Origin of the sequence: Dokdonella ginsengisoli (assembly GCF_042652785.1) — a bacterium.
Lineage (GTDB): Bacteria > Pseudomonadota > Gammaproteobacteria > Xanthomonadales > Rhodanobacteraceae > Dokdonella_A > Dokdonella_A ginsengisoli.
On record NZ_JBHSHD010000002.1, the window covers coordinates 59,550 to 82,650 of the forward strand.

The window sequence follows — 23,101 nt, forward strand, 5'->3', positions numbered from 1 at the left end:
ATGCGTTCCCCACTTCCGTTCGCGGACCCGGGCTGGCCCGGGTCGAGTCAAGCGGACGAACCTAACCGCCGTGTCTTACGACGGGATGACCGGAGCGCGCCGCGGCCGGCGGCGGTCGCAATTGTTTCGCGTCCAAGAGCGCACTTGGCTCTACAATGACGCGTTTTTCGGCCGGTTCCCCGCGTGAAAGAACTCCTTCTCGATTCGCTCCACCATGCCCTGCGCGCGCTCGCCGCCGACGGCACGCTGCCGACGGACGCCGCGCCGGCCTTCGTCGTCGAACGCACCAAGAGCCGCGAGCACGGCGACTTCGCGACCAATCTCGCCCTGCTGCTGGCCAAGGCCGCCGGCAGGAAGCCGCGCGACCTCGCCGCGGCCCTGGTCGCGGCGCTGCCCGCGCACGCGGAGATCGCCAAGGTCGAGATCGCCGGCCCCGGCTTCATCAACTTCTTCCTGAGCCCGGCCGCGTACCAGCGCGAGGTGCGCACCGCGCTGGAGCAGGCGGCGGACTACGGGCGAGGCGCGGCCGGCGGCGGACGCACGGCCGGCGTGGAGTACGTGTCGGCCAATCCGACCGGACCGCTGCACGTCGGCCACGGCCGCGGCGCGGCGATCGGCGACTGCCTGGCCCGCGTGCTGCAGGCCAACGGCTGGCAGGTCAAGCGCGAGTTCTACTACAACGACGCCGGCGCGCAGATCGACAACCTCGCGCTGTCGGTGCAGGCGCGTGCGCACGGCCAGGGCCCCGACGACGCCGGCTGGCCGGCCGACGGCTACCGCGGCGACTACATCAACGACGTCGCGCAGGCCTATCTCGGCCGCGCCAGCGTCGAGGTCGACGGCCAGGCCGTCACCGGCGCCGGCGATCCCGGCGACCTGGACGCGATCCGCCGCTTCGCGGTCGCCTACCTGCGGCGCGAGCAGAACGCCGACCTGGCCGCGTTCGGCGTCGCGTTCGACGTGTATTTCCTCGAGTCCTCGCTGTACGGCGGCGGCCAGGTCGAGCGCACGGTGCACGAGCTGGTCGCGCACGGCCACACCTACGAGGAAGGCGGCGCGCTGTGGCTGCGCACCACCGAGTTCGGCGACGACAAGGACCGCGTGATGCGCAAGTCCGACGGCAGCTACACGTATTTCGTGCCGGACATCGCCTACCACTACAGCAAGTGGCAGCGCGGCTACGAGCGCGCCATCACCGAGCTGGGTTCGGACCACCACGGCACCCTGATGCGCGTGAAGGCCGGCCTGCAGGCGCTCGACGTCGGCATCCCGAAGGGCTGGCCGGAGTACGTGCTGCACCAGATGGTCACGGTCATGCGCAGCGGCGAGGAAGTGAAGCTGTCCAAGCGCGCCGGCAGCTACGTGACCCTGCGCGACCTCATCGACGAAGTCGGCCGCGACGCCACGCGCTGGTTCCTGGCCGCGCGCAAGTCGGACTCGCAGCTGGTGTTCGACATCGACCTGGCGCGCGCGCAGACCAACGACAACCCGGTCTACTACGTGCAGTACGCGCACGCGCGCGTGGCCAGCGTGATGCGCCAGCTCGGCGAGCGCGGCCACGCCTGGGATCGCGCGAACGGCCTGGCCGCGCTCGCGCGCCTGGACGGCGAGGCCGAGCAACTGGTGATGGTCGAGCTGTCGCGCTATGCCGAGGTCGTCGAGGCGGCCGGCGCCAACCTCGAGCCGCACCTGATCGCCAACTACCTGCGCGAACTGGCTGCCGCCTTCCACGGCTGGTACAACTCCAGCCAGTTCATCGTCGACGACGCCGACCTGCGCGACGCGCGGCTGGCGCTCGCCAACGCGGTGCGCCAGGTGCTGGCGAACGGACTCGACCTGTTGGGCGTCTCGGCGCCGGAGAGCATGTAATGGCTGCGAAGAAGAACGGTCGCCAGGCGACGCGCGGCGGCAACGGCGCGCAGAAGCCGGCTTGGCTGTGGGTGCTGGTCGGCATGCTGCTCGGCATCGGCCTGATGCTGGTCGTGCTCGGCAAGGACTGGGCGCCGCTGCTGCGCAAGAAGAACCTGCCGCAGCCGAATCCGGAGGCGACCGCGCCGCGCGAGAGCGAGACGCCGGTGGCCGAGGCCAAGCCGCCGCCGAAGAAGAACTACGACTTCTACCAGGTGCTGCCGGAAGCCGAGGTGGTGATCCCCGACGCCGAGCTGTCGGCCAAGGCCAAGGCCGAGAAGCAGGCGCGCGCCAATCCGGCGGCACCGGCGACGGCGCCGGGCACCGCCCCCGCCGGCACCGCGGCGCCCGCCGCGGGCGCGCGCTACGTGCTGCAGACCAGTTCGTACCCGGACCCGAAGGCCGCCGACGAAGCCAAGGCCAAGCTCGCGCTTTCCGGCTTCAGCGCGCAGGTGCAGCCGGTGACGATCAACGGCAAGACCTGGCACCGCGTGCGCCTGGGCCCCTACGCCAGCGCGAGCGAACTCGAGGCGGCGAAGAAATCGCTGGCCGAGAACGGCATCAGTGCGATCGCGCTGAAGGAACAGCCGGCGCAGTAGGCGCCGCGGCCTCGAAGCCGGCGGCGAAGATGCGGTCGCCGACGGCGAACGTCGCGGTGACGGCGCAGTCCTGCGTCACCGGCGCGGTCGTGTAGACGTCGCCGGCCAGCGCGCCGCCGCAACCGCTCACGTCGGCGACGACGTAACCCGGCTCCGGCTGCACGAGGAACGTCGCGACCTCGCCGTCGTTCACCGTCTGCACCGTCGCCGGATCGATCGAACCGGCGCCGACCGTGCCCGGCGTCACCTGGTGCGTGGTCTGCGGCGCAGCGAAGCGATAGACGACGCCGGCGTCGGTATCGGCGACGTAGAGGTTGCCGGCCTCGTCCTCGCCGAAGCCCGAGTAGGTGCCGTAGCCGTCGGCGTCGTCGCGCCAGCGCTGGTAGGACCAGTGGTCCTGCTCGTCGGCGCTGGCGAGGAAGATCTCGCTCGAGCACGAGTCGGCGAACACGTACGTGCCCTGCAGCGCCGGGATCGGCCCGCGGAAGCGGTAGCCGCCGGTGACCGCGCAGCGTGCGCCGGCGTGGTCGTACTCGAGCAGCGGCGGCACGCTCGGCGGCAGCGGATCGGCGCAGACGTTGGCGCTGTTGTAGCGCGCGGTGCCTTCCAGGCAGTGCCAGCCGTAGAAGCGCGGCTCGTCCGAAGCGGGCGCGCGCCGGTCGATCTCCTCGAACTGGCTCTGCCCGACGTCGCCGATCCACATCTCGCCGGTGGCGCGGTCGAAGCTCCAGCGCCACGGATTGCGGAAGCCGTACAGCCAGATCTCGTCGCAGGTCTGGCTGTCGCCCAGGTACGGGTTGTCCGGCGGGATCGCGTACTCGGCCGGCGCACCGGCCGCGGCGCCGCACATCTCCTCCGTTGCCGCCGCACCGCGCGTGTCGACGTCGATGCGCAGCATCTTGCCGCGCAGGTAGTACTGCACGCCGCCGCTGCTGCCGCAGCTGGCCGGATTGCCGTCGGCCGCCTTCTTCCACAGGCATTCGGCGAAGCCGTTGGTGCCGCCTTCCTGGCCGCCGTCGCCGGAGGACATGTACAGGTAGCCGTCGGTGCCGAAGTGGATGTCGCCGCCGTTGTGGAACTGCACGTTGGTGCCGGGAATGCGCATGACCACGGTGCCGGCCGGATCGGCGACGTCCGCGTCGCCGGCCGAGACCACGTAGCGTTCGAGCACCTCGTCCGGACCGGTGCCCAGGCAGGTGCCCGGCGGCGAACAGCCCGGCGGGCGGATCGAAACGACGTAGAACTCGTCGGCGTGCGGCAGGCCGGGCTTGCCGTAGTTCGGATGGAACGCGAGCCCGAGCAGGCCGCCGGTGCCGCCGCTGCCCGGATAGGTGACGGGCACGCTGAGGAACGGCGTCGGCAGCAGGACCCCGTCCCTGATGACGCGGATCGAGCCGGCCTGGCTGATCACGAACAGCCGCCCGCTGCCGTCGTTCGGCGCGCGTACGCCGATCGGCGCGGCGACCTCGTCGGTGACCGTCTGCAGCGTCAGGCCGGGCGGCACGCCCTGTGCCGGCGCGAAGCCGGCGGCGAAGGCGAGGACGAGCACCGGCCATGCCGCGAATCGTTGCATCGCACCCTCCCGCTTCGCGCGCCGCGCGGAACCCGGCGCGGCGCGCCCGCGCTCAGTCGAAGCCGTCCTGGAAGATGACGTCGCCCGAGCTTTCCGACTGGAACCGGTAGACCTTGCCGCCGCCGTCGGCGACATAGAGGTTGCCTTCGTCGTCCTCGCCGAAGCTGTAGGTGCTCATCGGCGGCGTGTCGGGCAGGACTTCCCAGGTCCACGGCGACACGTCCGCGCCGGCGTCGGCGACGACGTAGATCGCGCCGGAGCACGAGTCGCTGAACAGGTACTGGCCGCGCAGCGGCTCGATCGGGCCGCGGTAGACGTTGCCGCCGGTGACCGCGCAGCCGACCGAATGCGAGTAGTCGAGCTTCGGCGGCAGGCTGCCGGCCGGGCCGGCGCAGGTCGGCGCGCCACCCGGGTAGCTGTGGAAGCCTTCGCACTGGTTCCACTGGAAGTTCTGCCCGGGACTGCCGGCGGCCTGGAACGACACCTCTTCGTAGGCATTCTGGCCGACGTCGCCGATCAGCATGTCGCCGGTCTGGCGGTCGATGCTGAAGCGGAACGGATTGCGGAAACCCCAGTTGAAGATCTCCGCGCACTCCTGCGGATGCGCGCCGGCGTCGACGAACGGATTGCCCGGCGGAATCGCGTACGGTGCCGGCTGGCCCGGCGTCGCACCGCAGAAGTTGGCCGGCGCCGACGCGGTCGTCGCGTGCACGTCCAGGCGCACGATCTTGCCGAGCAGGTAGTAGGTCGGTCCGGAGCCGTCGGTGGAGTGGCAGCTGCCCGGATCGTTGTCGGCCTTCTTGCGTCCCGTGCACTGGGCGAAGCCGTTCGGATCGCCCTGCACGCCGCCGTCGCCGATCGACCAGTTCAGGTACCCCTGGTGGTCGAAGTGCAGGTCGCCGCCGTTGTGGTTGCTGGCGATGTCGGGGACGCGCAGGAGCACCTCGCCGTCCGGATCGGCGATGTCCGGATCGCCGTCCGAGACGCGGTAGCGTGCCAGCACGTGATCGGCGGTATCGCCCAGCCGCGGATCGCTCGACGGCGCGGAATAGCTGACGTAGAACGTGCCGTTGACGGCGTAGTCCGGATCGAAGGCGAGGCCGAGCACGCCCTGCTCGCCGCCGCAGCTGTTGGCGATCGAGACGAACGGCGTGGCCAGCAGCGTGCCGTCCTTGACGATGCGGATGCCGCTGCATCGTTCGATCACGAACACGCGCCCGCTGCCGTCACCGGCGCTGCGGATGCCGATCGGCTGGCTGAACGTGGTGGCGGAGTCCGGCCACTGCACCAGCTGCAGGTCGGCCGGCGTGATCGCCGCCGCCGCGGGAACGGTCGCGGCACAGCCCAACACGATTCCCACTACGCGAGCCTTGCGCATCGTTCATCTCCCCGGGAGCGAATCAGCAGAGCCTTTTTGTAGCACGGCGCAGGTTAGGTTTGCATTGCGCCTGAACGAAGCGTTCGCAACGTGACAGACGCCTCCCGATTCCGCGCCGCACGGGCGTAGGATGCCCGCTCCCTGAACGTGCTGCCGCGCCATCCCGGAGTGATCATGCGTACGAAGGTGCCGTTTTCCGCAGGCGTGCTCGCCGCCTGCTGCCTGTGCTCCACCGCCTCGGCGGCCGACTGGCTGCAGTGGGGCTACGACCCCTCGCACAGCTCGAACAATCCGGACGAGGCGACCGTCGGCGCCGACAACGTGGCCCAGCTCACGCGGCGCTACCAGATCACGATGGCGAGCAACGCCAACGTCGCGCCGGTGCTGGCGCGCGCGATCCAGACGCCGGGCGGCACGCGCGACCTGCTGTTCGTCACCGCGCAGAACGGCCGCCTGACCGCCTACGACGCGTTCGACGGCTCCATCGTGTGGACGGCCGGCACCACCACCTCTTCGCCGATCATCACCGACGGCTCGCCGGCGATCGATCCGAACCGCCAGTTCGTCTACGCCTACGGCACCGACGGCAAGGTGCACAAGTACGGCATCGGCGACGGCAGCGAGGTTCTCGACGGCGGCTGGCCGCAGATCGCCACGCTCAAGCCGAGCGTGGAGAAAGGTGCCTCGGCGCTCGCCTTCGCCACCAGCGGCGGTGCGACCTACCTGTACGCGGTCAACAGCGGCTACGTCGGCGACCAGGGCGACTACCAGGGCCATCTGACCGCGATCGACCTCGGCAGCGGTTCGCAGAAGGTGTTCAACACGCTGTGCAGCGACATCGAGATCCACATGGTGCTGAACGGCAATCCCGGCACCACCGATTGCGACGAACGGCAGAACGGCATCTGGAGCCGGCCCGGCGCGACCTACGATCCGGCCACCGACCGCATCTACATCACCACCGGCAACGGCCTGTTCAACGCCCACACCGGCGGTTTCCACTGGGGCGACAGCGTGCTTGCGCTCAAGCCCGACGGCAGCGGCCGCGGCGCCGGCCTGCCGATGGACAGCTACACGCCGACCAACTACAGCCAGCTCGACGGCCAGGACATCGACCTCGGCTCGGCCTCGCTGTCGATCCTGCCGGTGCCGGCGGCGAGCACGGTGCAGCACCTGGGCCTGCAGACCGGCAAGGATTCCAAGCTGCGCCTGATCGATCTCGACGACATGAGCGGCACCGGCGCGCCGGGCGGCGTCGGCGGCGAGATCCAGCTGATCAACGTGCCGCTCAGCGAGTTCTGGATGAAGACGCAGCCGGCGATCTGGGTCGACCACGGCGGCGACGGCGCGACCTGGGTGTTCATGGCCAACGGCGCCGGGCTGTCCGGGCTCAAGCTGGTGCTCGACTCGGCGAACAAGCCGTTCCTGCAGTCGACCTGGACGCAGGACGCCGATGCGACCTCGGCGATCGTCGCCAACGACGTGGTCTACCACGCCGGCTCGTGCTCCGGCGGCAACTGCCTGTTCGCGCGCGATCCGCACGACGGCACGGTGCTGTGGACCTCGCCGACGATCGGCAACCTGAAGTGGCAGAGCCCGATCCTCGTCAACGGCGCGCTCTACGTCGCGGCCGGGACGAAGCTCAGCCGCTTCGACCTGGGCGACACCGGCGCCACCCACACCGTCACACCCAGCGCCGGCGCGCACGGCCGCCTCGCGCCGGACACGCCGCAGACCGTGGACGACGGCGCGACGACCAGCTTCACCGCGACGCCGGACGAGCACTACCGCATCGACGCGGTCACCGGCTGCGGCGGCAGCCTGGCCGGCTCGGTCTACACCACCGGCCCGATCGGCGCCGACTGCACCGTCGAGGCGACGTTCGCGATCCTCACGCACACCGTCACGCCGGAATTCACGACGGGCGGCAGCGTGGCGCCGTCGACCGCGCAGACCGTCGACGACGGCGCGACGACGAGCTTCACGATCACGCCGGACGTGCCCGGCGGCACGTTCGAAGCCGAAGGCTGCGGCGGCAGCCTGAAAGGCTCGGTCTACACTACCGGTCCGGTCAGCGCCGATTGCACGGTCACGGTCACGTTCGCCGGCGACGATTGGATCTTCCGCGACGGCTTCGAGCTGCCCGCCGGCCACCGGTCGCATTGAAGCCGATACCCCGCCTGCCGCTCCCTGCAGCAAACGGAAAAGCCCAAGGAGACTGCGATGACAACACCTGCCCACTCCCTCCGCAGCGCCCTGCTGCTCGGTCTCGCCGCGCCGCTGGCGGCGCAGGCGGCCGACTGGCCGCAGTTCGGCTACGACGCCGCGCACAGCGGCTTCAATCCGGCCGAGAGCGCGATCACCACCGCGAACGTGGCCCAGCTGCAGTCGGCGTATCCGAAAGGCGCAGCGCTGCCGGCCTCGGTCGACAGCGCGCCGGTCTACCTGAGCGGCGTCGCCACTGCCAACGGAACGCGCAACCTGCTGTTCCTGCTCAGCAAGAACGGCCGCGTGATGGCGGTCGACGCCAATGACGGCAGCGTGGCCTGGTCCAACACCACCAGCGGCACGCAGCCGACCACCGCCTCGCCGGCGATCGATCCCGGCCGCCAGTTCGTCTACGCCTACGGCCTCGACGGCAAGGCGCACAAGTATCGTGTCGGCGACGGCGGCGAGATCACCGGTGGCGGCTGGCCGCAGACGATCTCGCTGAAGACCAACGTCGAAAAGGGCGCCGGCGGCTTCACCGTCGCCGCCAGCGGCGGCACGCACTACCTCGCCGTGGTCACCGACGGCTACATCGGCGACGGCGGCAACTACCAGGGCCATCTCGTCTCGATCGACCTGGCCAGCGGCGCGCAGAAGGTCTTCAACACGGTGTGCAGCGACCAGACCGTGCACTTCGACGACACGACCGACTGCCCCGCCTTGCGCAGCGGCATCTGGGGCCGCGCCGGCGCCACCTTCGACGCGGCGACGAACCGCTTCTACATCGCCACCGGCAACGGCCAGTTCAACGCCAATGCCGGCGGCCGCAACTGGGGCGACAGCGTGCTCGCGCTGGCCGCGGACGGCAGCGGCGCCGGCAACGGCCTGCCGCACGACAGCTACACGCCGAGCACGTACCAGCATCTGGAGGACGGTGACATCGACCTCGGCTCGGTGTCGCCGGCGATCGTGCCGGTGCCGGCCGGCAGCGCGATCGCGCACCTGGGCCTGCAGGCCGGCAAGGACGGCGTGCTGCGGCTGATCGACCTGGACGACATGAGCGGCCAGGGCGGCGCCGGCCACGTCGGCGGCGAAGTGCAGGCGCTGGACGCACCGCAAGGCCGCAACGGCTATCCGAACGACCTCATGCGCGAACAGCCGGCGGTGTGGGTCGACCCGGCCGACCACTCGACCTGGGTGTTCGTCGGCAACGGCAGCGGGATGTCGGGCCTGCAGCTCGGCCTCGACGGCGCCAACCGGCCGATGCTGACCGCGCGCTGGACCAAGGCCGGCGCGTCGAACGGGTCCAGCTCGCCGGTCGTCGCCAATGGCGTGCTGTTCAACGCCGGTGTCTGCGCCAGCGGCTCCGGGGTCTGCGTCAACGCGCGCAATCCGCACACTGGCGACGTGCTGTGGAGCTCGCCGGCGATCGGTCCGCTGCACTGGCAGAGTCCGATCGTCGTCGACGGCGCGGTCTACGTCACCGACAACAACGCCAAGCTGTGGAAGTTCGCCCTGCCGCTCGGCGATACGATCTTCGACGACGGCTTCGACGGCTGAAGCGGAATCCTCAGCGCCCGCGCTTGAGGCGGATCAGCGCCGAGATGTCCTCGTCGCCGTGCCCCTGCGCGAGCAGCACGGCGTAGTCGGCCAGCGACTGCTCGATCACCGAGCGGTCGGTGCCGGCGGCGACGGCGAGCTCGCGCACGATCTTCAGGTCCTTGTGCAGCAGCGCGAGCTTGAAGCCGACGGCGAACTCATCGCGCAGCATCGTCGCGCCGCGCTTGTCGAGGAACCAGTTGCCGGCCGCGCCGGCGGCCAGGGTCGGCAGCAGGCGCTCCGGATCGAGGCCGAGCTTCTCCGACAGCGCCAGCCCCTCGCACACCGCCTGCGCGATGCCGGCGACCAGCACCTGGTTCACCGCCTTGGTGTTCTGGCCCGCGCCGACCTCGCCCATGTGGCTGATCTTCGCCGCGTAGCATTCCAGCGCCGGGCGCGCGCGTTCGAGCACGTCGGCCTCGCCGCCGACCATCACCGACAGCTTGCCGTTCTTCGCGCCTTCCACGCCACCGGATACCGGCGCGTCGACGAATTCGCAGCCGCTCTCGGCAAGGATCGCGTGCGCCGCCTTCGCGGTCACCGAGGAGACGGTCGAATGATCGACGACGACGGTGCCGATGCGCGCGTGCGCGGCGATCTCCTGCACCAGGTTCATCACGTCGGCATCGGCCGGCACGCACAGCGCGATCACGTCGCAGGCGCGCGCAAGCTCGGCGACCGTGGCCGGCGCGGCGACGCCGTAGTCGGCTGCCGCCGCCGCGGCCTTGTCGTGCGAGCGGTTCCACACCGCGGCGAGCAGCCCGGCGCGCGACAGATGCCCCGCCATCGGCAGGCCCATGGCGCCAAGTCCGACGAAACCGACTTTCAACTCATTCATCCGCGATGGCTCCGGGGTCCGCACTCGCACGTGTGCCGAGTGAAAAAGGGAAACACGAAGGGCACGAAGGGCACGAAGAAAGCAAACGGCAATTCATCGCTTTCCTTCGTGCCCTTCGTGGTTCAGGCTTCAATTTCGCTGCCGCGTCCGACCAGCATCACTGCGCTTCGGCCAGATACGTGTATCCGGTCAGTCCCTGCTCCAGCGCCGCCTCGAACGCGCCGGCCTGCGCCCCGGCGAGGCCGGCGGCGGCAATCTTGTCGCGGTACGCGGCGCGCAGCGCAGCGAGATCGTAGCCGACGTAGTCGAGCATCAGGTCGGTGCTGTCGCCGCGGCGCAGGTGGCTGAACTCGTAGCCCGTGTCGGTCAGCCGCACGTTGACCGCGTCGGTGTCGCCGAACAGGTTGTGGATGTCGCCGAGCGTCTCCTGGTAGGCGCCGACCATGAACAGGCCGAGCCGGTACGGCTCGCCGTCGCGCAGCGAATGCAGCGGCAGGCTGACGTCGACGCCGTCGGCCTCGACGTACTGGTCGATGCGCCCGTCCGAATCGCAAGTGAGGTCGGCGATCACGCCGCGCCGGTCCGGCGCGCGGTCGAGGCCGGCGATCGGCACGATCGGGAAGACCTGGTCGATCGCCCACACGTCCGGCGCGGACTCGAACACCGAGAAATTGACGAAGTACTTGTCGACCAGGGTCTGGTTGAGGTCGTCGAGCACCTGCCGGTGCACGCGCTCGTCGGGCTTCAGGCGCGAACGCACGGCGTTGACGATCGCGTAGTAGAGATCGTCGAGCTCGGCGCGGTCGGCCAGCGTGATCTGCCCGAGCGCGTACAGCGAATACCCCTCGGCCAGGTGGTACTGCGCCTCGTGGTAGAGCTCGGTCGGCGGCCGATGGCCGATCTCCTCGTACGTCTCGCGCAGGCGGCGCAGCACCGCCGGCTCGTCGGCGCGCAGCGGCGGCACGGCGCCCGCCGGCGCCTGCTCGACCTCGCTGACGTTGACCACCAGCACCGCGTGGTGCGCGGTCAGCGCGCGGCCGGATTCGGTCAGCACGTGCGGCGGCTTCAATCCGTTCGCCGTGCAGGCTTCCGCCAGCGCGCCGACCACCGCCGAGGCGTATTCGTCCAGGCCGTAGTTGATCGAGCAGTCCGAGCGCGAGCGCGTGCCCTCGTAGTCGACGCCGAGGCCGCCGCCGACGTCCATGTAGGTGATCGGCAGCCCCATGCGCGACAGCTCGACGAAGTAGCGCACCGCCTCGCGCATGCCGTTGGCGATGTCGCGCACGTTGGACATCTGCGAGCCCATGTGGAAGTGCAGCAGCTTGAGCGTGTGCGACAGCTGCGCCGCCTTCAGCTCGTCGAGCAGGGTCAGCAGCTGGCGCGGCGTCAGGCCGAACTTGGCCTTGTCGCCGCCGGAGTTCTGCCACTTGCCGGCGCCCAGGCTCTTCAGCCGCATGCGCACGCCGAGCAGGGGTTCGACGCCGAGCGCGCGCGATTCCTCGATCACGTAGCGCAGCTCCGACGGCTTCTCGATGACGATGAAGATGTCCAGCCCCAGCCGGCGCCCGATTAGCGCCAGGCGGATGTACTCGCGGTCCTTGTAGCCGTTGCAGATGACGGTGCTGCCGGCGCGGGCCAGCGCCAGCACGGCCATCAGCTCGGGCTTGGAGCCGGCCTCCAGGCCGAAGCCGTCGCCGCCGTTCGCGGCCAGCTCGCCGGCGACGTTCTTCTGCTGGTTGACCTTGATCGGATAGATCGCGGTGTAGCCGCCGGCGTAGTCCCACTCGCGCATCGCGTTGGCGAAGGCGCGCTGCAGGCGCATGCGGCGGTCGTTCAGGATGTCGGCGAAGCGCACCAGCAGCGGCAGGCGCGAACCCTGCGCGCGCGCCGCCTCGACGATCGCCGGCAGCGACAAGGTCGGCCCTTCCGCGCCGCGCGGGCGCACCAGCAGGTCGCCGTTCGCGCCGACGTCGAAGTAGCCCTCGCTCCAATGCGGTACCGCCCAGGTATGTCGCGCCTCGTCGGCGCTCCAGCGCTGTTCGTTCACCTCGGTGCTCCGGTCGCCAGGATGGAATTGCGTAGTGTAACGATGCGTTGCGTCCCGCGTATGTCGGCGTCGCGTGGAACCGCTACAATCCGCCACCCCGAAAACCCCGCCCTTACCGCGCAGGAAGCCCGATGTCCGCGTCCGAACAGCAGACCTCCGACCAAAGTTGGTTCACCGAACGGCACGAGCGCTCCGGCTCGTCGTTCGGCCTGCGCATCAAGGAGCTTCTCCACGCCGAGAAGACGCCGTTCCAGACGATCGAGATCTACGACACGACCGACTGGGGCAAGCTGATGGTCATCGACGGCTGCACCATGGTGTCCACCCGCGACAACTTCCTCTACCACGAGATGATGTCGCACCCGGCGCTGTTCACCCACGCGCGCGCCAAGCGCGTCGTCATCATCGGCGGCGGCGACTGCGGCACGCTGCGCGAGGTGCTCAAGCACGAGGAAGTCGAGCGCGCGGTGCAGGTGGACATCGACGAGCGCGTCACGCGCCTGGCCGAGAAGTACTTCCCGGAACTGTGCGAGTCCAACGGCGACCCGCGCGCCGAGCTGCTGTTCATCGACGGCATCAAGTACATGGCCGAGCACGAGCCCGAATCGCTCGACCTGATCATCGTCGACTCGACCGACCCGGTCGGCCCCGCCGAAGGCCTGTTCGGCGCGGACTTCTACGCCAGCTGCTACAAGGCGCTGCGCCCGAGCGGCATGCTCGTGCAGCAGAGCGAATCGCCGCTGGTGCACCTGGACCTGATCAAGGCGATGCGCTCGGCGATGCGCTTCGCCGACTTCCAGTCCGTGCGCACGCTGACCTTCCCGCAGCCGCTGTACCCGACCGGCTGGTGGAGCTGCACGATGGCGCGCAAGGGCGCCGATCTCAGCGGCTTCCGCGAGCGCGGCGCCGCGACCAAGCAGTTCCCGACCCGCTACTACAACGTCGACATCCACCGCGCCGCGCTGGCGATGCCGGAGTTCATGCGCGAGGCGCTGGGGGACTAGTCCCCACGGCCGCCGCGCAACGCGGCGGCCCCCTCACTGCGTGCGGCGCCGGCGCGCCAGGCGCCGATGGACCGCCAGATCGACGCGGTCGAGCGCGCGCGCGGCCAGCAGCGACTCCTCCGCGATCAGCACGGCGGCGAGCAGCAGGGCGAGCAGGCCGGGGCCGGGCAGCACCAGCATCGCCAGGCCGGCGATGATCAGGCCGGCGGCGGCGGCGAGCACGCCGATCTTGCGCAGCCATCCGCTCGGACGTTCCGCGCGACGGCGGTAGCGGCGCTGAAAACGCTTGCCGACCGGTTCGTCGCGGAACGCGCGCCAGTGTCGTTGCAGGGCTTCGAACATCCGTTCCCCTTCTCCGCGGCCGGCGCCTGCCGGCCCTTCGCGCTAGTGTTCCCGCGCGGTGCTGAACGAAACGTTCGGATCGGCGCCGGCCAGGCGCCAGCCGCCGCCGTCGTGCTCCACGCGCAGCGGCAGGCCGTACAGCGCCGACAGCCGCGCCGAGGTCAGCACCTGGGCCGGCGCGCCGTCGGCGAACACGCGGCCGCCGCGCAGCAGGATCACGCGGTCGATCTCCGGCACGATCTCCTCGACGTGATGCGTGACCAGCACCAGGGTGGTGCCGGCGCGCGCGAGGCGGCGCAGCGTGGCGAGGAAATGCGCCTGGGCGGCGACGTCGAGGCCGGTGGTCGGCTCGTCCAGCAGCAGCGCCTGCGGGCGATGCGCGATGGCGCGGGCGATCAGCACGCGGCGCGTCTCGCCGGTGGACAGCTCGGCGATCGGACGTGCGGCCAGATGCGCGGCATCGCATTGCGCCAGCGCGGCGGCCGCGCGCTCGCGCATCGCCGCGTCGACGCCGTCCGCCGGCACGCGCTGGGCGGCGAAGAAGCCGCTGAGTACCGCGTCCTCGCCGGTCAAGCCCGGCGCACGCAGCAGATCGCGCTGCAGGTCCGGCGCGACCACGCCGAGCAGGCTGCGCAGGGCGAACACGTCCCAGCGGCTGCGGCCGAGCACGCGCACCGGCGCGGCGCCCTCGCGCGCGACCGGATACAGCTCGCGCGTGACGAGCTTTACCAGGGTCGACTTGCCGCAGCCGTTCGGACCGAGGATCGCGGTGTGGCGGCGGCGGTCGATGCGCAGGTCCAGCTCGTGCAGCACCGGCACGGCGCCGCGGCAGACGGTGGCGCGCTCGAGTTCGATCAGCGGCGCGCCGGGATCGGCGGTGTCGTTCATCGGCCCGAACCCGCCGCGGGCGCGAACGACGGCGACACGCGGCCGTCCGCGCCGGCGATCTTCACCGCATACAGCCCGCGCACCGGCAGTCCTTCGCGGCAACCGGCGCAGCTGAACATCGGATCGAACATCACGTACGCGTCGCCCGGCCGCAACGCGTCCTCGCGGCCGACCAGGACGGTGCGGTCGCGCACGGCGGGACCGTCCTCGACGGCGAGGATCTCTTGATAGAACAGTGCGTGGATGTAGGGCTGGATCTGGCGCTCGTCGACGATCACGCGTCCGCTGCTGCGGGCGAGCGCCGCGCGCAGCGCCGGCTCGAATCCGCGGCTGACGAACACCACGTCGGTCGCCGCCGCGTAGCGCGTGAAGTAGTCCAGGGTGTACAGCGCGCCCTGGACGGCGGCGCAGGCGGTGAGCAGCACCACCGCCGCGGCGCCGATGCGCTCGCGCAGCCAGATCGCGCCGACCACCGACAGCGGCAGCGCGAACACCACCAGCGAGAATGCGCGCAGGCTGTGGCCGTGGTCGCGCGTCAGCGCCGCGGCGAGCGGCGCGATCGCCGCACCGGCGACGAGCAGGCGCGTGAACGACGAACCGCGGCGCCATGCGCACATCAGGCCGATCAGCGCGAGCAGGATCGTCGCCAGCAGCAGCTGACCGCCGTAGCCGGTGTGGTGGCGCACGATGGAATCGCCGTGCAGGGCGAGGAAGTCCGGCCCGAAGTATTCGACGTAGCGGCCCGCGAACGTGACCGCCTTGTCCCAGGCCGTGGTTCCCGGCTCGTGCAGGTAGGTGAGTTCGCCGAAGCGCGAAGTGAGGTTGTCCGCATGCGCGAGCACGTAGGCGACCAGCGGCAGCACCGCCGCGATGAATCCGGCGATCAGCCACGCGTGCCGGCCGCGGTACTCGCGCCGCGGATAGACCAGCAGCACCGCCAGCACGTGCAGCGGCGCGAGCATGCGGAACGTGGAATACGCGTACGCGGCCACGCCGAGCGCGAGACCGGCGAGCACCGCCCAGCGCGTGTTGCCGCCTTCGTAGGCGCGGTGCACCGCCCACAGGTGCAGCGCGAGCAGCGGCAATAGCGAGATGACCTCGAAGGAGATGCGCGACAGCGTGAAGAGCCATGGCGTGAAGCCGAGGCAGAGCACCGCGTAGAGCAGCACCGCGCGATCGTTCGTCAGGCGCCGGAACAGGCCGAACATCACCAGACTGCCGATCAGCCAGGCGGCGAAGCTCGCCGCGCGCGTGGCCGTCTCCGACAGCCCGAAGACCTCGTAGATCGCGGCGAGGAAATAGACGTAGACCGGATTCTTGTACTCGCCGAAAGCGCGGAAATACAGCGGCCACGCCACGCCGTGCTCGTCGCGGCCGGTCTGCACGATCTGCCAGGCGTTGTAGCCGATGGAGGTTTCGTCGACGAAGAAGCCGTGCGGGACGTCGGCGATGCGCCAGGCATGCAGCGCGGCCGCCAGTACGGCGACGAGCGCGATCAGCACGCCGATCCACGCGGACCGGCGGCGGGAAACGGCGTTTCTCGCGCGCAGACTGCTGCTCACGCGTGCTCCTGGCTTGGCTTCGGACGGATCGGAAAGCCCGCCGTGCGCAAGCGCAGGGCGGCGGCGGATTCTAGACGTCGCACCGCGTCGGGTGGAACTCGCCCGCGCTGCTCCAGGTGGTATGCGCCGTCGTATGCTGTTCCTTTTCCGCCCAGGGGTCGCCCATGAAGCGCATGATCGCCGCGTTGTCGCTTGCTCTGCTCGTCCCGGCCGCGCAGGCCGGCGACCGCATCACCGGCAAGCCGTTCGCGACGCGCTCGGAAGTGCTCGCCAGGCACGGCATGGTCGCGACCTCGCATCCGCTGGCCACCCAGGTCGGCCTCGACGTGCTCAAGGCCGGCGGCAGCGCCGTCGACGCGGCGATCGCGGCCAACGCCGCGCTCGGCCTGATGGAACCGGTCTCCAACGGCGTCGGCGGCGACCTGTTCGCGATCGTGTGGGATGCCAAAACGAAGAAGCTGTACGGCTACAACGGCTCGGGCCGGTCGCCCAAATCGCTGACGCTGCAATGGTTCAAGGAGCACGGCTACACGGCGATTCCGCCGACCGGACCGCTGCCGGTCAGCGTGCCGGGCGCGGTCGACGGCTGGTTCGCCCTGCACGAGCGTTTCGGCAAGCTGCCGATGAAGCGCGTGCTGGCGCCGACCATCGCCTACGCGCGGGAAGGCTTTCCGGTCACCGAGCTGATCGCCCACTACTGGAATCTGTCGGTGCCGCGCCTGTCGAAATACCCCGGCTTCACCGAGCAGTTCACGCGGCAGGGCAAGGCGCCGGCGAAGGGCGAGATCTGGAAGAACGCCAACCTCGCCGGCACCCTGCAGGCGATCGCCGACGGCGGCCGCGACGCGTTCTACAAGGGGCGCATCGCACGCACCATCGGCGACTACTTCAAGGCCAACGGCGGCTTCCTGTCCTACGAGGACCTCGCCGCGCACAGCGGCGAATGGGTCGAGCCGGTCTCGACCAATTACCGCGGCTACGACGTGTGGGAACTGCCGCCCAACGGCCAGGGCCTGGCCGCGCTGCAGATGCTCAACATCCTGGAAGGCTACGATTTTTCGAAGATCCCGTTCGGCAGCACCGAGCACGTGCACCTGTTCGTCGAGGCGAAGAAGCTCGCCTTCGAGGACCGCGCCAAGTTCTACGCCGACCCGGCCTTCGCCAGGGCGCCGGTCGAATGGCTGGTGTCCAAGGAGTACGCCGCCGAGCGGCGCAAGTCGATCTCGCCGGACAAGGCGATGAAGGCGGTCGAGCCGGGCACGCACAAGCTCGACGGCGACACGATCTACATGACCACCGCCGACGCCGACGGCAACATGGTTTCGCTGATCCAGTCCAACTACCGCGGCATGGGCTCGGGCATGGCGCCGCCGGGGCTGGGCTTCATCCTGCAGGACCGCGGCGAGATGTTCGTGCTGAAGGAAGGCCACGCCAACACCTACGCGCCCGGCAAGCGGCCGTTCCACACGATCATTCCGGCCTTCGTGACGAAGAACGGCGAACCGTGGCTGAGCTTCGGCGTGATGGGCGGCGACATGCAGCCGCAGGGCCACGTCGAGATCGTCATGAACCTGGTCGACTTCGGCATGAATCTGCAGGAGGCCGGCGACGCGCCGCGCATCCAGCACGAAGGTTCGACCTCGCCCGAGGGCCAGGCCGAGCCGATGACCGACGGCGGCTGGATCGACCTCGAATCGGGCTTCCCCTACGAAACCGTGCGCGGCCTGATGCAGAAGGGCCACTCCGTGCGCTTCGCCAACGGCCCCTACGGCGGCTACCAGGCGATCGGCTGGGACGCGAAGAACCGGGTCTACGTCGGCGCCTCGGAAGGACGCAAGGACGGCCAGGCCGCCGGCTACTGAGCGCGCCCCGCCGCCGCGGGCGCGGTGCGGTTCGCTTTTGCCCGTCCGCGCCGCGGTGTACCCTTCCCGCGGCGTACCGACAGGAGGCAGCATGCTGAAAGTCCTGGTGGCGAGTTCGAAGGGCGGCGCCGGCAAGAGCACGCTGGCGACGAATCTGGCGGCGTACTACGCGGTCGACGGCAAGAACACCGTGCTGGTCGACGCCGACCGGCAGGGTTCGGGACTGCGCTGGTGCGAGAAGCGCGCGCCCCACGCGAACGCGGTGCTGGGCCTGCCCGGCCTGCGGCGCGACTGGGAGAAGCAGGTGCCGGCGGACGCCCAGCGCGTCATCGTCGACAGTGCGGCCGGCATCCGCGCCGGCGAGGTCGAGGCCTACCTCGAGCAGGTCGACGTCGTGCTGGTACCGGTGCTGCCGTCGGCGATCGACCTGGAGGCGACCGAGCCGTTCCTGAACGAACTCGCCGGCCTCGCCCGCATCAAGCGCGGCAAGGTCGCGGTCGGCCTGGTCGCGAACCGCCTCAAGCCGTGGACGAACGCCTCGCAGCTGGCGGTCGAGGAAATGCGCAGGTTTCCGTTCCCGCTGGTCGCCGAACTGCGCGACACGCAGGGCTACGTGCTCGCCAACGCGCTCGGCAAGAGCATCTTCGACTACCACTCCGAACTGGTGCGCTCGCACCAGGAAGACTGGGCCAGGCTGCTGCGCTGGCTGAAGAAGCATTCCTGAACGCCGGCGCGGAGCCGCCGTCGCGGCGGCCCGCGGCTTCACAAGAATTTGCGCGATCTTTGCACGCCGGCGGCGAACGCCGGCGCGCTGCGGACGTTCAATAGTGCTGCGGCCGACCTGGCCGCTGCACGAGGTCCCGAACATGCGCAACTTCCTCCCCACCGTGTTGGCAGCCGGCGCGCTGTGCGCCGCCGGTATGGCCGCTGCGGCACCGGTCACCGACGCCGACATCGCCCGCTCCGCCAAGCACACCGAAGCCCGGCAACGCTTCTTCGACCGCATCGACACCGACCACGACGGCAAGATCAGCCGCGCCGAATACCAGGCCTGGGTCGACGGCCGCTTCGACCGCATGGACGCCAACCACGACGGCAGCGTCGACGCGAACGAACTGGCCGCCTCGCCGGCCGCCGCCGAGCGCGCGCAGAAGCGCGCGGAGCGCTTCGTCCAGCGCTACGACGCCAGCGACAGCGGCAAGGTCAGCAAGGCCGATTTCCAGGCCAAGGAAATGGCGCGCTTCGACAAGCTCAGCGGCGGCGCCGACTCGCTGACCGCCGAGCAGTTCGCCGCCAAGCGCGGGCACGGGCATCGCGGCCCGCGCGACGCCTCCGCCCAGTAAGCCGCATCGAAACGCGCGCCGCGCGCGCGGCGGACGGGCTGCCCCGCCGTCCGCCGTGCGTGCGGCGCGCACCGGCCATACGCGGTGCTTGACCGGGGCCGCGTCGAATCAGGCATCATCGCGCATCGGAGCGAGAGGAAGCGGCCATGGCCATTCGCGAGATCATCCTGTTGCGTCATGCGCACGCCGACTCGGCAGCCCCGGGTCAGGACGACATCGCGCGCGTGCTCAGCCTGCGCGGCGAGGCCGAGGCCGATGCGGCCGGCGTCTGGCTGAAAGACCACCGCGCGGCGCCGGACCGCGTGCTCTACTCGCCGGCGGCGCGCACGCGCGAAACCTGCGAACGCGTGCTCGCGATCCTCGGCTACGCCGACCTGCGCAGCGAGGCGCGCATCTACGAGGCGACCCCGGCGACGCTGCTGCGCGTGCTCGACGACCACGCCGACGTCGAGCAGCTGCTGCTCGTCGGCCACAATCCCGGGCTCGAGAACCTGGTCGCGCTGCTGACCGAAGGCGCGTCCGATTCGGGCCGCGGCATCCCGCCCGGCGGCGTCGTCTGGCTGCGCCTGGGCGAGAACGCCGGCTTCGAACCGGGCAGCGCCACCGCCCGCCATTTCTGGTGGCCGTAGTCGCAGCCTGCGCGTCATGTTCCATCCGTCGCGCGCGCCGCTGGCTTTCGCGCTCCTTGCGGTGGTGCTGTCGGCCGCTCCCGTCGAGCGCGCAGTCGCGGCCGACGGCGAGGAAGCCGTGCGCCTGGACAGCGAACGCTCGCGCGTCGACTTCAAGGTCAAGGTACTGTGGCTGGTCGGCGTCGAGGGCCGCTTCGGCAAGGTGCACGGCACCGTGCAGGTCGACCGCTTCCGCAGCCAGATCAGCGTCGACGCGCGCATCGACGTCGACGCGATCCGCATGAACAGCAAGAACTACGAGAACTGGGTCAAGTCGCCGGAATTCTTCGACGCCGAAAGACACCCGCAGATCGAATTCACCTCCGAGCCGATCCCGCAGGAGCGCCTGCGCAAGGGCGGCGAGCTGCCGGGCGCGCTGACCGTGCGCGGAATCCGCAAGAAGGTCAGCTTCCAGATGCGGCCGTCGAGCTGCGAGAAGCCGGCGTTCGACTGCCCGATCGAGGTCGAGGGCGCCATCCGCCGGTCCGATTTCGAGATGCGCTCGCGTCGCGGCACGCTCAGCGACAAGGTCGAACTCGCCTTCAGCGTCTACGCGCAACCCGCCCGGCGATGACGCCACGTTCGTGCGGTGCCCGCCTCCTGCTCGGCCTCGGCACGCTGCTGCTCCTGTCCGCCTGCGGCCTGAACCGTGAACTGGCGCGCCAGGCCGATGCGGTGGTCGCGGCCGAACGCCCCGGCGCACTGGACTGCGACCGCGCCGATCACTGCGCGATTCCCTCGCCGTACCGCGAACTGGTCGAACGCGCGCGCGCGTCGAGCCGGCCGGACGCACCGGCGCACTACGTCAACGTGCTGGAAGTGGGCGAGGACTCGCTGCTGCTGCGCGTGCACCTGATCCGCGCGGCGCGCGAGAGCATCGACCTGCAGACCTTCATCTGGGCCGGCGACGACGCCGGCTGGCTGGTGCTCGACGAGCTGATCGCCGCCGCGCGCCGCGGCGTGAAGGTGCGCGTGCTGGCCGACCAGCTGTTCTCCCTCGACAACGTCGACTGGCTGTCGCGCATCGCACGCGCGCACGCGAACTTCGAGTTCCGGCTCTACAACCCGACCTTCGACGAGGCGGTGACGCAGCCGCTGGAATTCGCCGCCGGCGTGATCTGCTGCTTCTCGAAGTTCAACCAGCGCATGCACAACAAGCTGCTGCTGATCGACGGCCAGATCGGCATCGCCGGCGGACGCAACATCGAGAACCGCTATTTCGACTGGGATCCGGAATTCGACTACCGCGACCGCGACGTGCTCGTGCTCGGCCCGCCGGTCGGCGCCGAGATGCGTGCCTCGTTCGAGCAGTTCTGGAGCCACCCGCGCAGCAAGCCGCTGACCCGGCTCAACGACGTCAACCGCCGCCTCGTCGCCGCCGGCGGCGGACAGGCGTCCGGCTTCGCGCCGCCGGAATCGGCCGACCTCGAGCGCATCGCCGCGCTGCGCACGCGCGCGACCGACTTCGACTACGTGCGCGACCACTTCGCGGCGGCGGCGCTGCCGGTCGGCCGCGTCGACTACTTCTCCGACGCGCCGGACAAGGCGCAGCGCCCGGACGATCCGTCCGGCGCCGAGCTGACCCGGCGCATCAGCGACCTGCTGCTGGCCGCACGCAAGCAGGTGGTGTTCGAGACGCCCTACCTCGTGCTCAGCCCGAGCGCGCGCGAGGTGTTCCGCGACCTGTACAAGCGCAAGCCGCGCGTGCCGATCGTCGTGTCGACCAATTCGCTCGCCGCGACCGACGCGTTCTACGTCTACGCGCTGTCGTACAAGTACAAGAAGCGCTATCTGAAGCGCTACGGCTTCCAGATCCACGAGTTCAAGCCGTTCCCAGCCGACGCCGCCGAGTTCGTGCGCAACTACGACCGGCTCGCCGGCGGCGGCAACGCCGGCCGCTACCAGCGCTACGGGCGCACGCCGCTCACGCGCAGCGGCGTGCGGCTGGGCCTGCACGCCAAGTCGATCGTCATCGACGACCGCGTCAGCCTGATCGGCTCGCACAACTTCGACCCGCGCTCGGACAACGTCAACACCGAGTCCGGCTTCATCATCTACGACCGTGCCGTGGCCGACCGCGTGCGCGAAGCCGTGCTGCGCAACGCGGCGCCGCAGAACGCGTGGACCATCGCGCGACAGCCCCAGACCGGACCGAAGCTGATCCGCAAGCTCAACAACGTCATCGCCACCGCCTCGACCGCGCTGCCGCTGTTCGATCTGTGGCCGTTCCGTTACGCCACCAGCTACGAGCTGAAACCCGGCTGCCGGCCCCTGCCGCCCGGGGACCCCGGCTTCGAGGCCTGCTACGAGGACGTCGGCGACTTCCCCGAGGTCGACCTGCCGCTGAAGACCATCTACACGCGCATCGTGACCGCCTTCGGCGCCGGCCTGGTCGGCATCCTCTGAGCGCCGCCGAACCCGCGGACGGCCGTCCGGAGCCGGCGCCGTCGGCGCGTCCGGCGCGGCCACATTGACGTCACCGGCCCCGCTGGCTAGTCTCGCGCGTCGTTTCCCGCGGAGTTCCTCCCATGTCGCTCGCGATCACCATCGAACTCGGCGATGCCGACCTCCAGCACTTCATCGACGCGATGCAGCGCGCGCAGAGCGAGGCCAAGAGCCTGTCGCCGCAGCAGATCACCGAGGCCGCCTCGAAACTGCTCGTGGACGGCCACAAGGTCAAGCTGCCGAACTTCATCGCCGAGCGCCTGGGCAAGCTCGACAGCATGATCGCGATGGCCAACGACGAAGGCTTCGCGCTGCCGGAGGAAGACCGCCAGCACGTGCTCGCCTGCCTGACCTACTTCGCCAATCCGCAGGACATCATTCCCGACGGGGTGCCGGTGCTCGGCTTCCTCGACGACGCGATCATGATCGAACTGTGCGTACGCGAGCTGCAGTACGAGATCGAGGCTTACGAGGACTTCGTGCTCTATCGCAAGGACGAGGCCGCGCGCCGCGGCGTCGATCCGTCCGCGCTGAAGACGCAGCGCGTCGAGTGGGCCGAAGCGCGCCGCATCGAGCTGATCGAGCGCATGCGCAAGCGCCGTGGCCAGAGCTACCAGTCCAGCGGCGGCTGGAAGCCGGTGCTGTTCACGTTCCGCGGCTGACGAGGCCGCAGTCTTCCGTCGCGAAAAGGCCGCCGCAAGGCGGCCTTTTTCGTATGGCTTCTCCAGCCTCGTTTCCGATTCTTCGTTCCATCCAACCGATCACTGCGCAGCCGCGCCGAAACCGGAAATTTTCTCCGCGCGATGTCGAGTCCGGCGCCGCCGGATCGTCGCACGG

The 23,101-nt window shown here is 70.2% G+C and carries 19 protein-coding genes; 12 read left to right on the forward strand and 7 right to left on the reverse strand.

Going from position 1 to position 23,101, the window contains the following annotated elements:
* The first annotated feature begins 183 nt into the window (after positions 1-183).
* Positions 184-1,869 carry an arginine--tRNA ligase gene (argS, locus tag ACFO6Q_RS00590; RefSeq protein WP_380018530.1) on the forward strand — a complete coding sequence of 562 codons (1,686 nt, stop codon included), beginning with the start codon at positions 184-186 and terminating at the stop codon, positions 1,867-1,869.
* Positions 1,869-2,507 (forward strand): SPOR domain-containing protein, encoded by a 639-nt coding sequence (locus ACFO6Q_RS00595; RefSeq protein ID WP_380018531.1) that lies wholly within the window; start codon positions 1,869-1,871, stop codon positions 2,505-2,507. Before argS ends, ACFO6Q_RS00595 begins: the two co-directional genes overlap by 1 nt.
* On the opposite strand, the gene ACFO6Q_RS00600 is transcribed toward ACFO6Q_RS00595, so the two are convergent.
* On the reverse strand, positions 2,470-4,080 hold the full coding sequence (locus ACFO6Q_RS00600; RefSeq protein ID WP_380018533.1) for a PQQ-dependent sugar dehydrogenase: 1,611 nt from the start codon (positions 4,078-4,080) through the stop codon (positions 2,470-2,472). The two genes, ACFO6Q_RS00595 and ACFO6Q_RS00600, sit on opposite strands and share 38 nt — an antisense overlap.
* Positions 4,081-4,132: 52 nt before the next feature.
* A complete protein-coding gene (locus tag ACFO6Q_RS00605) occupies positions 4,133-5,458 on the reverse strand; it encodes a PQQ-dependent sugar dehydrogenase (RefSeq protein ID WP_380018534.1) in 1,326 nt (441 codons plus the stop codon).
* Between the two features lie 174 nt (positions 5,459-5,632).
* On the opposite strand from ACFO6Q_RS00605, the gene ACFO6Q_RS00610 reads away from it, so the two are divergent.
* Positions 5,633-7,624 carry an outer membrane protein assembly factor BamB family protein gene (locus tag ACFO6Q_RS00610; protein WP_380018535.1) on the forward strand — a complete coding sequence of 664 codons (1,992 nt, stop codon included), beginning with the start codon at positions 5,633-5,635 and terminating at the stop codon, positions 7,622-7,624.
* 57 nt (positions 7,625-7,681) lie between these two features.
* Positions 7,682-9,226: an outer membrane protein assembly factor BamB family protein gene (locus ACFO6Q_RS00615; RefSeq protein WP_380018536.1), complete on the forward strand. Its 1,545-nt coding sequence runs from the start codon at positions 7,682-7,684 to the stop codon at positions 9,224-9,226.
* Positions 9,227-9,236: 10 nt separating this feature from the next.
* Here ACFO6Q_RS00615 and ACFO6Q_RS00620 read toward each other — a convergent pair whose 3' ends face one another.
* Complete coding sequence (locus ACFO6Q_RS00620) at positions 9,237-10,133, reverse strand: NAD(P)-dependent oxidoreductase (RefSeq protein WP_465251704.1); 897 nt, start codon at positions 10,131-10,133, stop codon at positions 9,237-9,239.
* Positions 10,134-10,260: 127 nt separating this feature from the next.
* Positions 10,261-12,150: a biosynthetic arginine decarboxylase gene (gene speA / locus ACFO6Q_RS00625; protein WP_380018538.1), complete on the reverse strand. Its 1,890-nt coding sequence runs from the start codon at positions 12,148-12,150 to the stop codon at positions 10,261-10,263.
* 131 nt (positions 12,151-12,281) lie between these two features.
* On the opposite strand from speA, the gene speE reads away from it, so the two are divergent.
* Positions 12,282-13,154 (forward strand): polyamine aminopropyltransferase, encoded by an 873-nt coding sequence (gene speE / locus ACFO6Q_RS00630; protein ID WP_380018539.1) that lies wholly within the window; start codon positions 12,282-12,284, stop codon positions 13,152-13,154.
* Positions 13,155-13,187: 33 nt separating this feature from the next.
* Here the strand turns inward: speE and ACFO6Q_RS00635 are convergent, their stop codons facing one another.
* The 3 genes from ACFO6Q_RS00635 to ACFO6Q_RS00645 are packed head-to-tail and all read right to left on the reverse strand — an operon-like array spanning position 13,188 to position 15,946.
* Positions 13,188-13,496: a PGPGW domain-containing protein gene (locus ACFO6Q_RS00635; protein ID WP_380018540.1), complete on the reverse strand. Its 309-nt coding sequence runs from the start codon at positions 13,494-13,496 to the stop codon at positions 13,188-13,190.
* Between the two features lie 42 nt (positions 13,497-13,538).
* Positions 13,539-14,384 carry an ABC transporter ATP-binding protein gene (locus tag ACFO6Q_RS00640; RefSeq protein WP_380018541.1) on the reverse strand — a complete coding sequence of 282 codons (846 nt, stop codon included), beginning with the start codon at positions 14,382-14,384 and terminating at the stop codon, positions 13,539-13,541.
* Complete coding sequence (locus ACFO6Q_RS00645) at positions 14,381-15,946, reverse strand: ArnT family glycosyltransferase (RefSeq protein WP_380018542.1); 1,566 nt, start codon at positions 15,944-15,946, stop codon at positions 14,381-14,383. The genes ACFO6Q_RS00640 and ACFO6Q_RS00645 overlap by 4 nt, the downstream gene beginning before the upstream one ends.
* Positions 15,947-16,110: 164 nt before the next feature.
* Here ACFO6Q_RS00645 and ggt point away from each other — a divergent pair, with 164 nt between their 5' ends.
* The 7 genes from ggt (at position 16,111) to ACFO6Q_RS00680 (ending at position 22,926) form a co-directional block, all read left to right on the forward strand.
* On the forward strand, positions 16,111-17,808 hold the full coding sequence (gene ggt, locus ACFO6Q_RS00650) for a gamma-glutamyltransferase (RefSeq protein WP_380018543.1): 1,698 nt from the start codon (positions 16,111-16,113) through the stop codon (positions 17,806-17,808).
* A 91-nt stretch (positions 17,809-17,899) separates the two neighbouring features.
* Positions 17,900-18,532, forward strand: a complete 633-nt coding sequence (locus ACFO6Q_RS00655; protein ID WP_380018544.1) for a nucleotide-binding protein — start codon at positions 17,900-17,902, stop codon at positions 18,530-18,532.
* A gap of 142 nt (positions 18,533-18,674) precedes the next feature.
* Positions 18,675-19,151: an EF-hand domain-containing protein gene (locus tag ACFO6Q_RS00660; protein WP_380018545.1), complete on the forward strand. Its 477-nt coding sequence runs from the start codon at positions 18,675-18,677 to the stop codon at positions 19,149-19,151.
* Positions 19,152-19,303: 152 nt separating this feature from the next.
* Positions 19,304-19,780 carry a SixA phosphatase family protein gene (locus ACFO6Q_RS00665; RefSeq protein WP_380018839.1) on the forward strand — a complete coding sequence of 159 codons (477 nt, stop codon included), beginning with the start codon at positions 19,304-19,306 and terminating at the stop codon, positions 19,778-19,780.
* 16 nt (positions 19,781-19,796) lie between these two features.
* Positions 19,797-20,393 carry a YceI family protein gene (locus ACFO6Q_RS00670; protein ID WP_380018546.1) on the forward strand — a complete coding sequence of 199 codons (597 nt, stop codon included), beginning with the start codon at positions 19,797-19,799 and terminating at the stop codon, positions 20,391-20,393.
* On the forward strand, positions 20,390-22,225 hold the full coding sequence (locus ACFO6Q_RS00675; RefSeq protein ID WP_380018547.1) for a phospholipase D-like domain-containing protein: 1,836 nt from the start codon (positions 20,390-20,392) through the stop codon (positions 22,223-22,225). Before ACFO6Q_RS00670 ends, ACFO6Q_RS00675 begins: the two co-directional genes overlap by 4 nt.
* A 122-nt stretch (positions 22,226-22,347) precedes the next feature.
* A complete protein-coding gene (locus tag ACFO6Q_RS00680; protein WP_380018548.1) occupies positions 22,348-22,926 on the forward strand; it encodes a YkvA family protein in 579 nt (192 codons plus the stop codon).
* The last annotated feature ends 175 nt before the right edge of the window (positions 22,927-23,101 follow it).

Excerpts from the sequence above, each read along its gene's own strand:
- ACFO6Q_RS00680 (WP_380018548.1), top strand. The coding sequence starts at position 22,348 with ATGTCGCTCGCGATCACCATCGAACTCGGCGATGCCGACCTCCAGCAC.
- ACFO6Q_RS00640 (WP_380018541.1), bottom strand. The coding sequence starts at position 14,384 with ATGAACGACACCGCCGATCCCGGCGCGCCGCTGATCGAACTCGAGCGC.
- ACFO6Q_RS00655 (WP_380018544.1), top strand. The coding sequence starts at position 17,900 with ATGCTGAAAGTCCTGGTGGCGAGTTCGAAGGGCGGCGCCGGCAAGAGC.
- ACFO6Q_RS00595 (WP_380018531.1), top strand. The coding sequence starts at position 1,869 with ATGGCTGCGAAGAAGAACGGTCGCCAGGCGACGCGCGGCGGCAACGGC.
- ACFO6Q_RS00660 (WP_380018545.1), top strand. The coding sequence starts at position 18,675 with ATGCGCAACTTCCTCCCCACCGTGTTGGCAGCCGGCGCGCTGTGCGCC.
- ACFO6Q_RS00615 (WP_380018536.1), top strand. The coding sequence starts at position 7,682 with ATGACAACACCTGCCCACTCCCTCCGCAGCGCCCTGCTGCTCGGTCTC.
- ggt (WP_380018543.1), top strand. The coding sequence starts at position 16,111 with ATGAAGCGCATGATCGCCGCGTTGTCGCTTGCTCTGCTCGTCCCGGCC.
- ACFO6Q_RS00670 (WP_380018546.1), top strand. The coding sequence starts at position 19,797 with ATGTTCCATCCGTCGCGCGCGCCGCTGGCTTTCGCGCTCCTTGCGGTG.
- ACFO6Q_RS00675 (WP_380018547.1), top strand. The coding sequence starts at position 20,390 with ATGACGCCACGTTCGTGCGGTGCCCGCCTCCTGCTCGGCCTCGGCACG.
- ACFO6Q_RS00610 (WP_380018535.1), top strand. The coding sequence starts at position 5,633 with ATGCGTACGAAGGTGCCGTTTTCCGCAGGCGTGCTCGCCGCCTGCTGC.
- ACFO6Q_RS00635 (WP_380018540.1), bottom strand. The coding sequence starts at position 13,496 with ATGTTCGAAGCCCTGCAACGACACTGGCGCGCGTTCCGCGACGAACCG.
- ACFO6Q_RS00600 (WP_380018533.1), bottom strand. The coding sequence starts at position 4,080 with ATGCAACGATTCGCGGCATGGCCGGTGCTCGTCCTCGCCTTCGCCGCC.
- speE (WP_380018539.1), top strand. The coding sequence starts at position 12,282 with ATGTCCGCGTCCGAACAGCAGACCTCCGACCAAAGTTGGTTCACCGAA.
- ACFO6Q_RS00605 (WP_380018534.1), bottom strand. The coding sequence starts at position 5,458 with ATGCGCAAGGCTCGCGTAGTGGGAATCGTGTTGGGCTGTGCCGCGACC.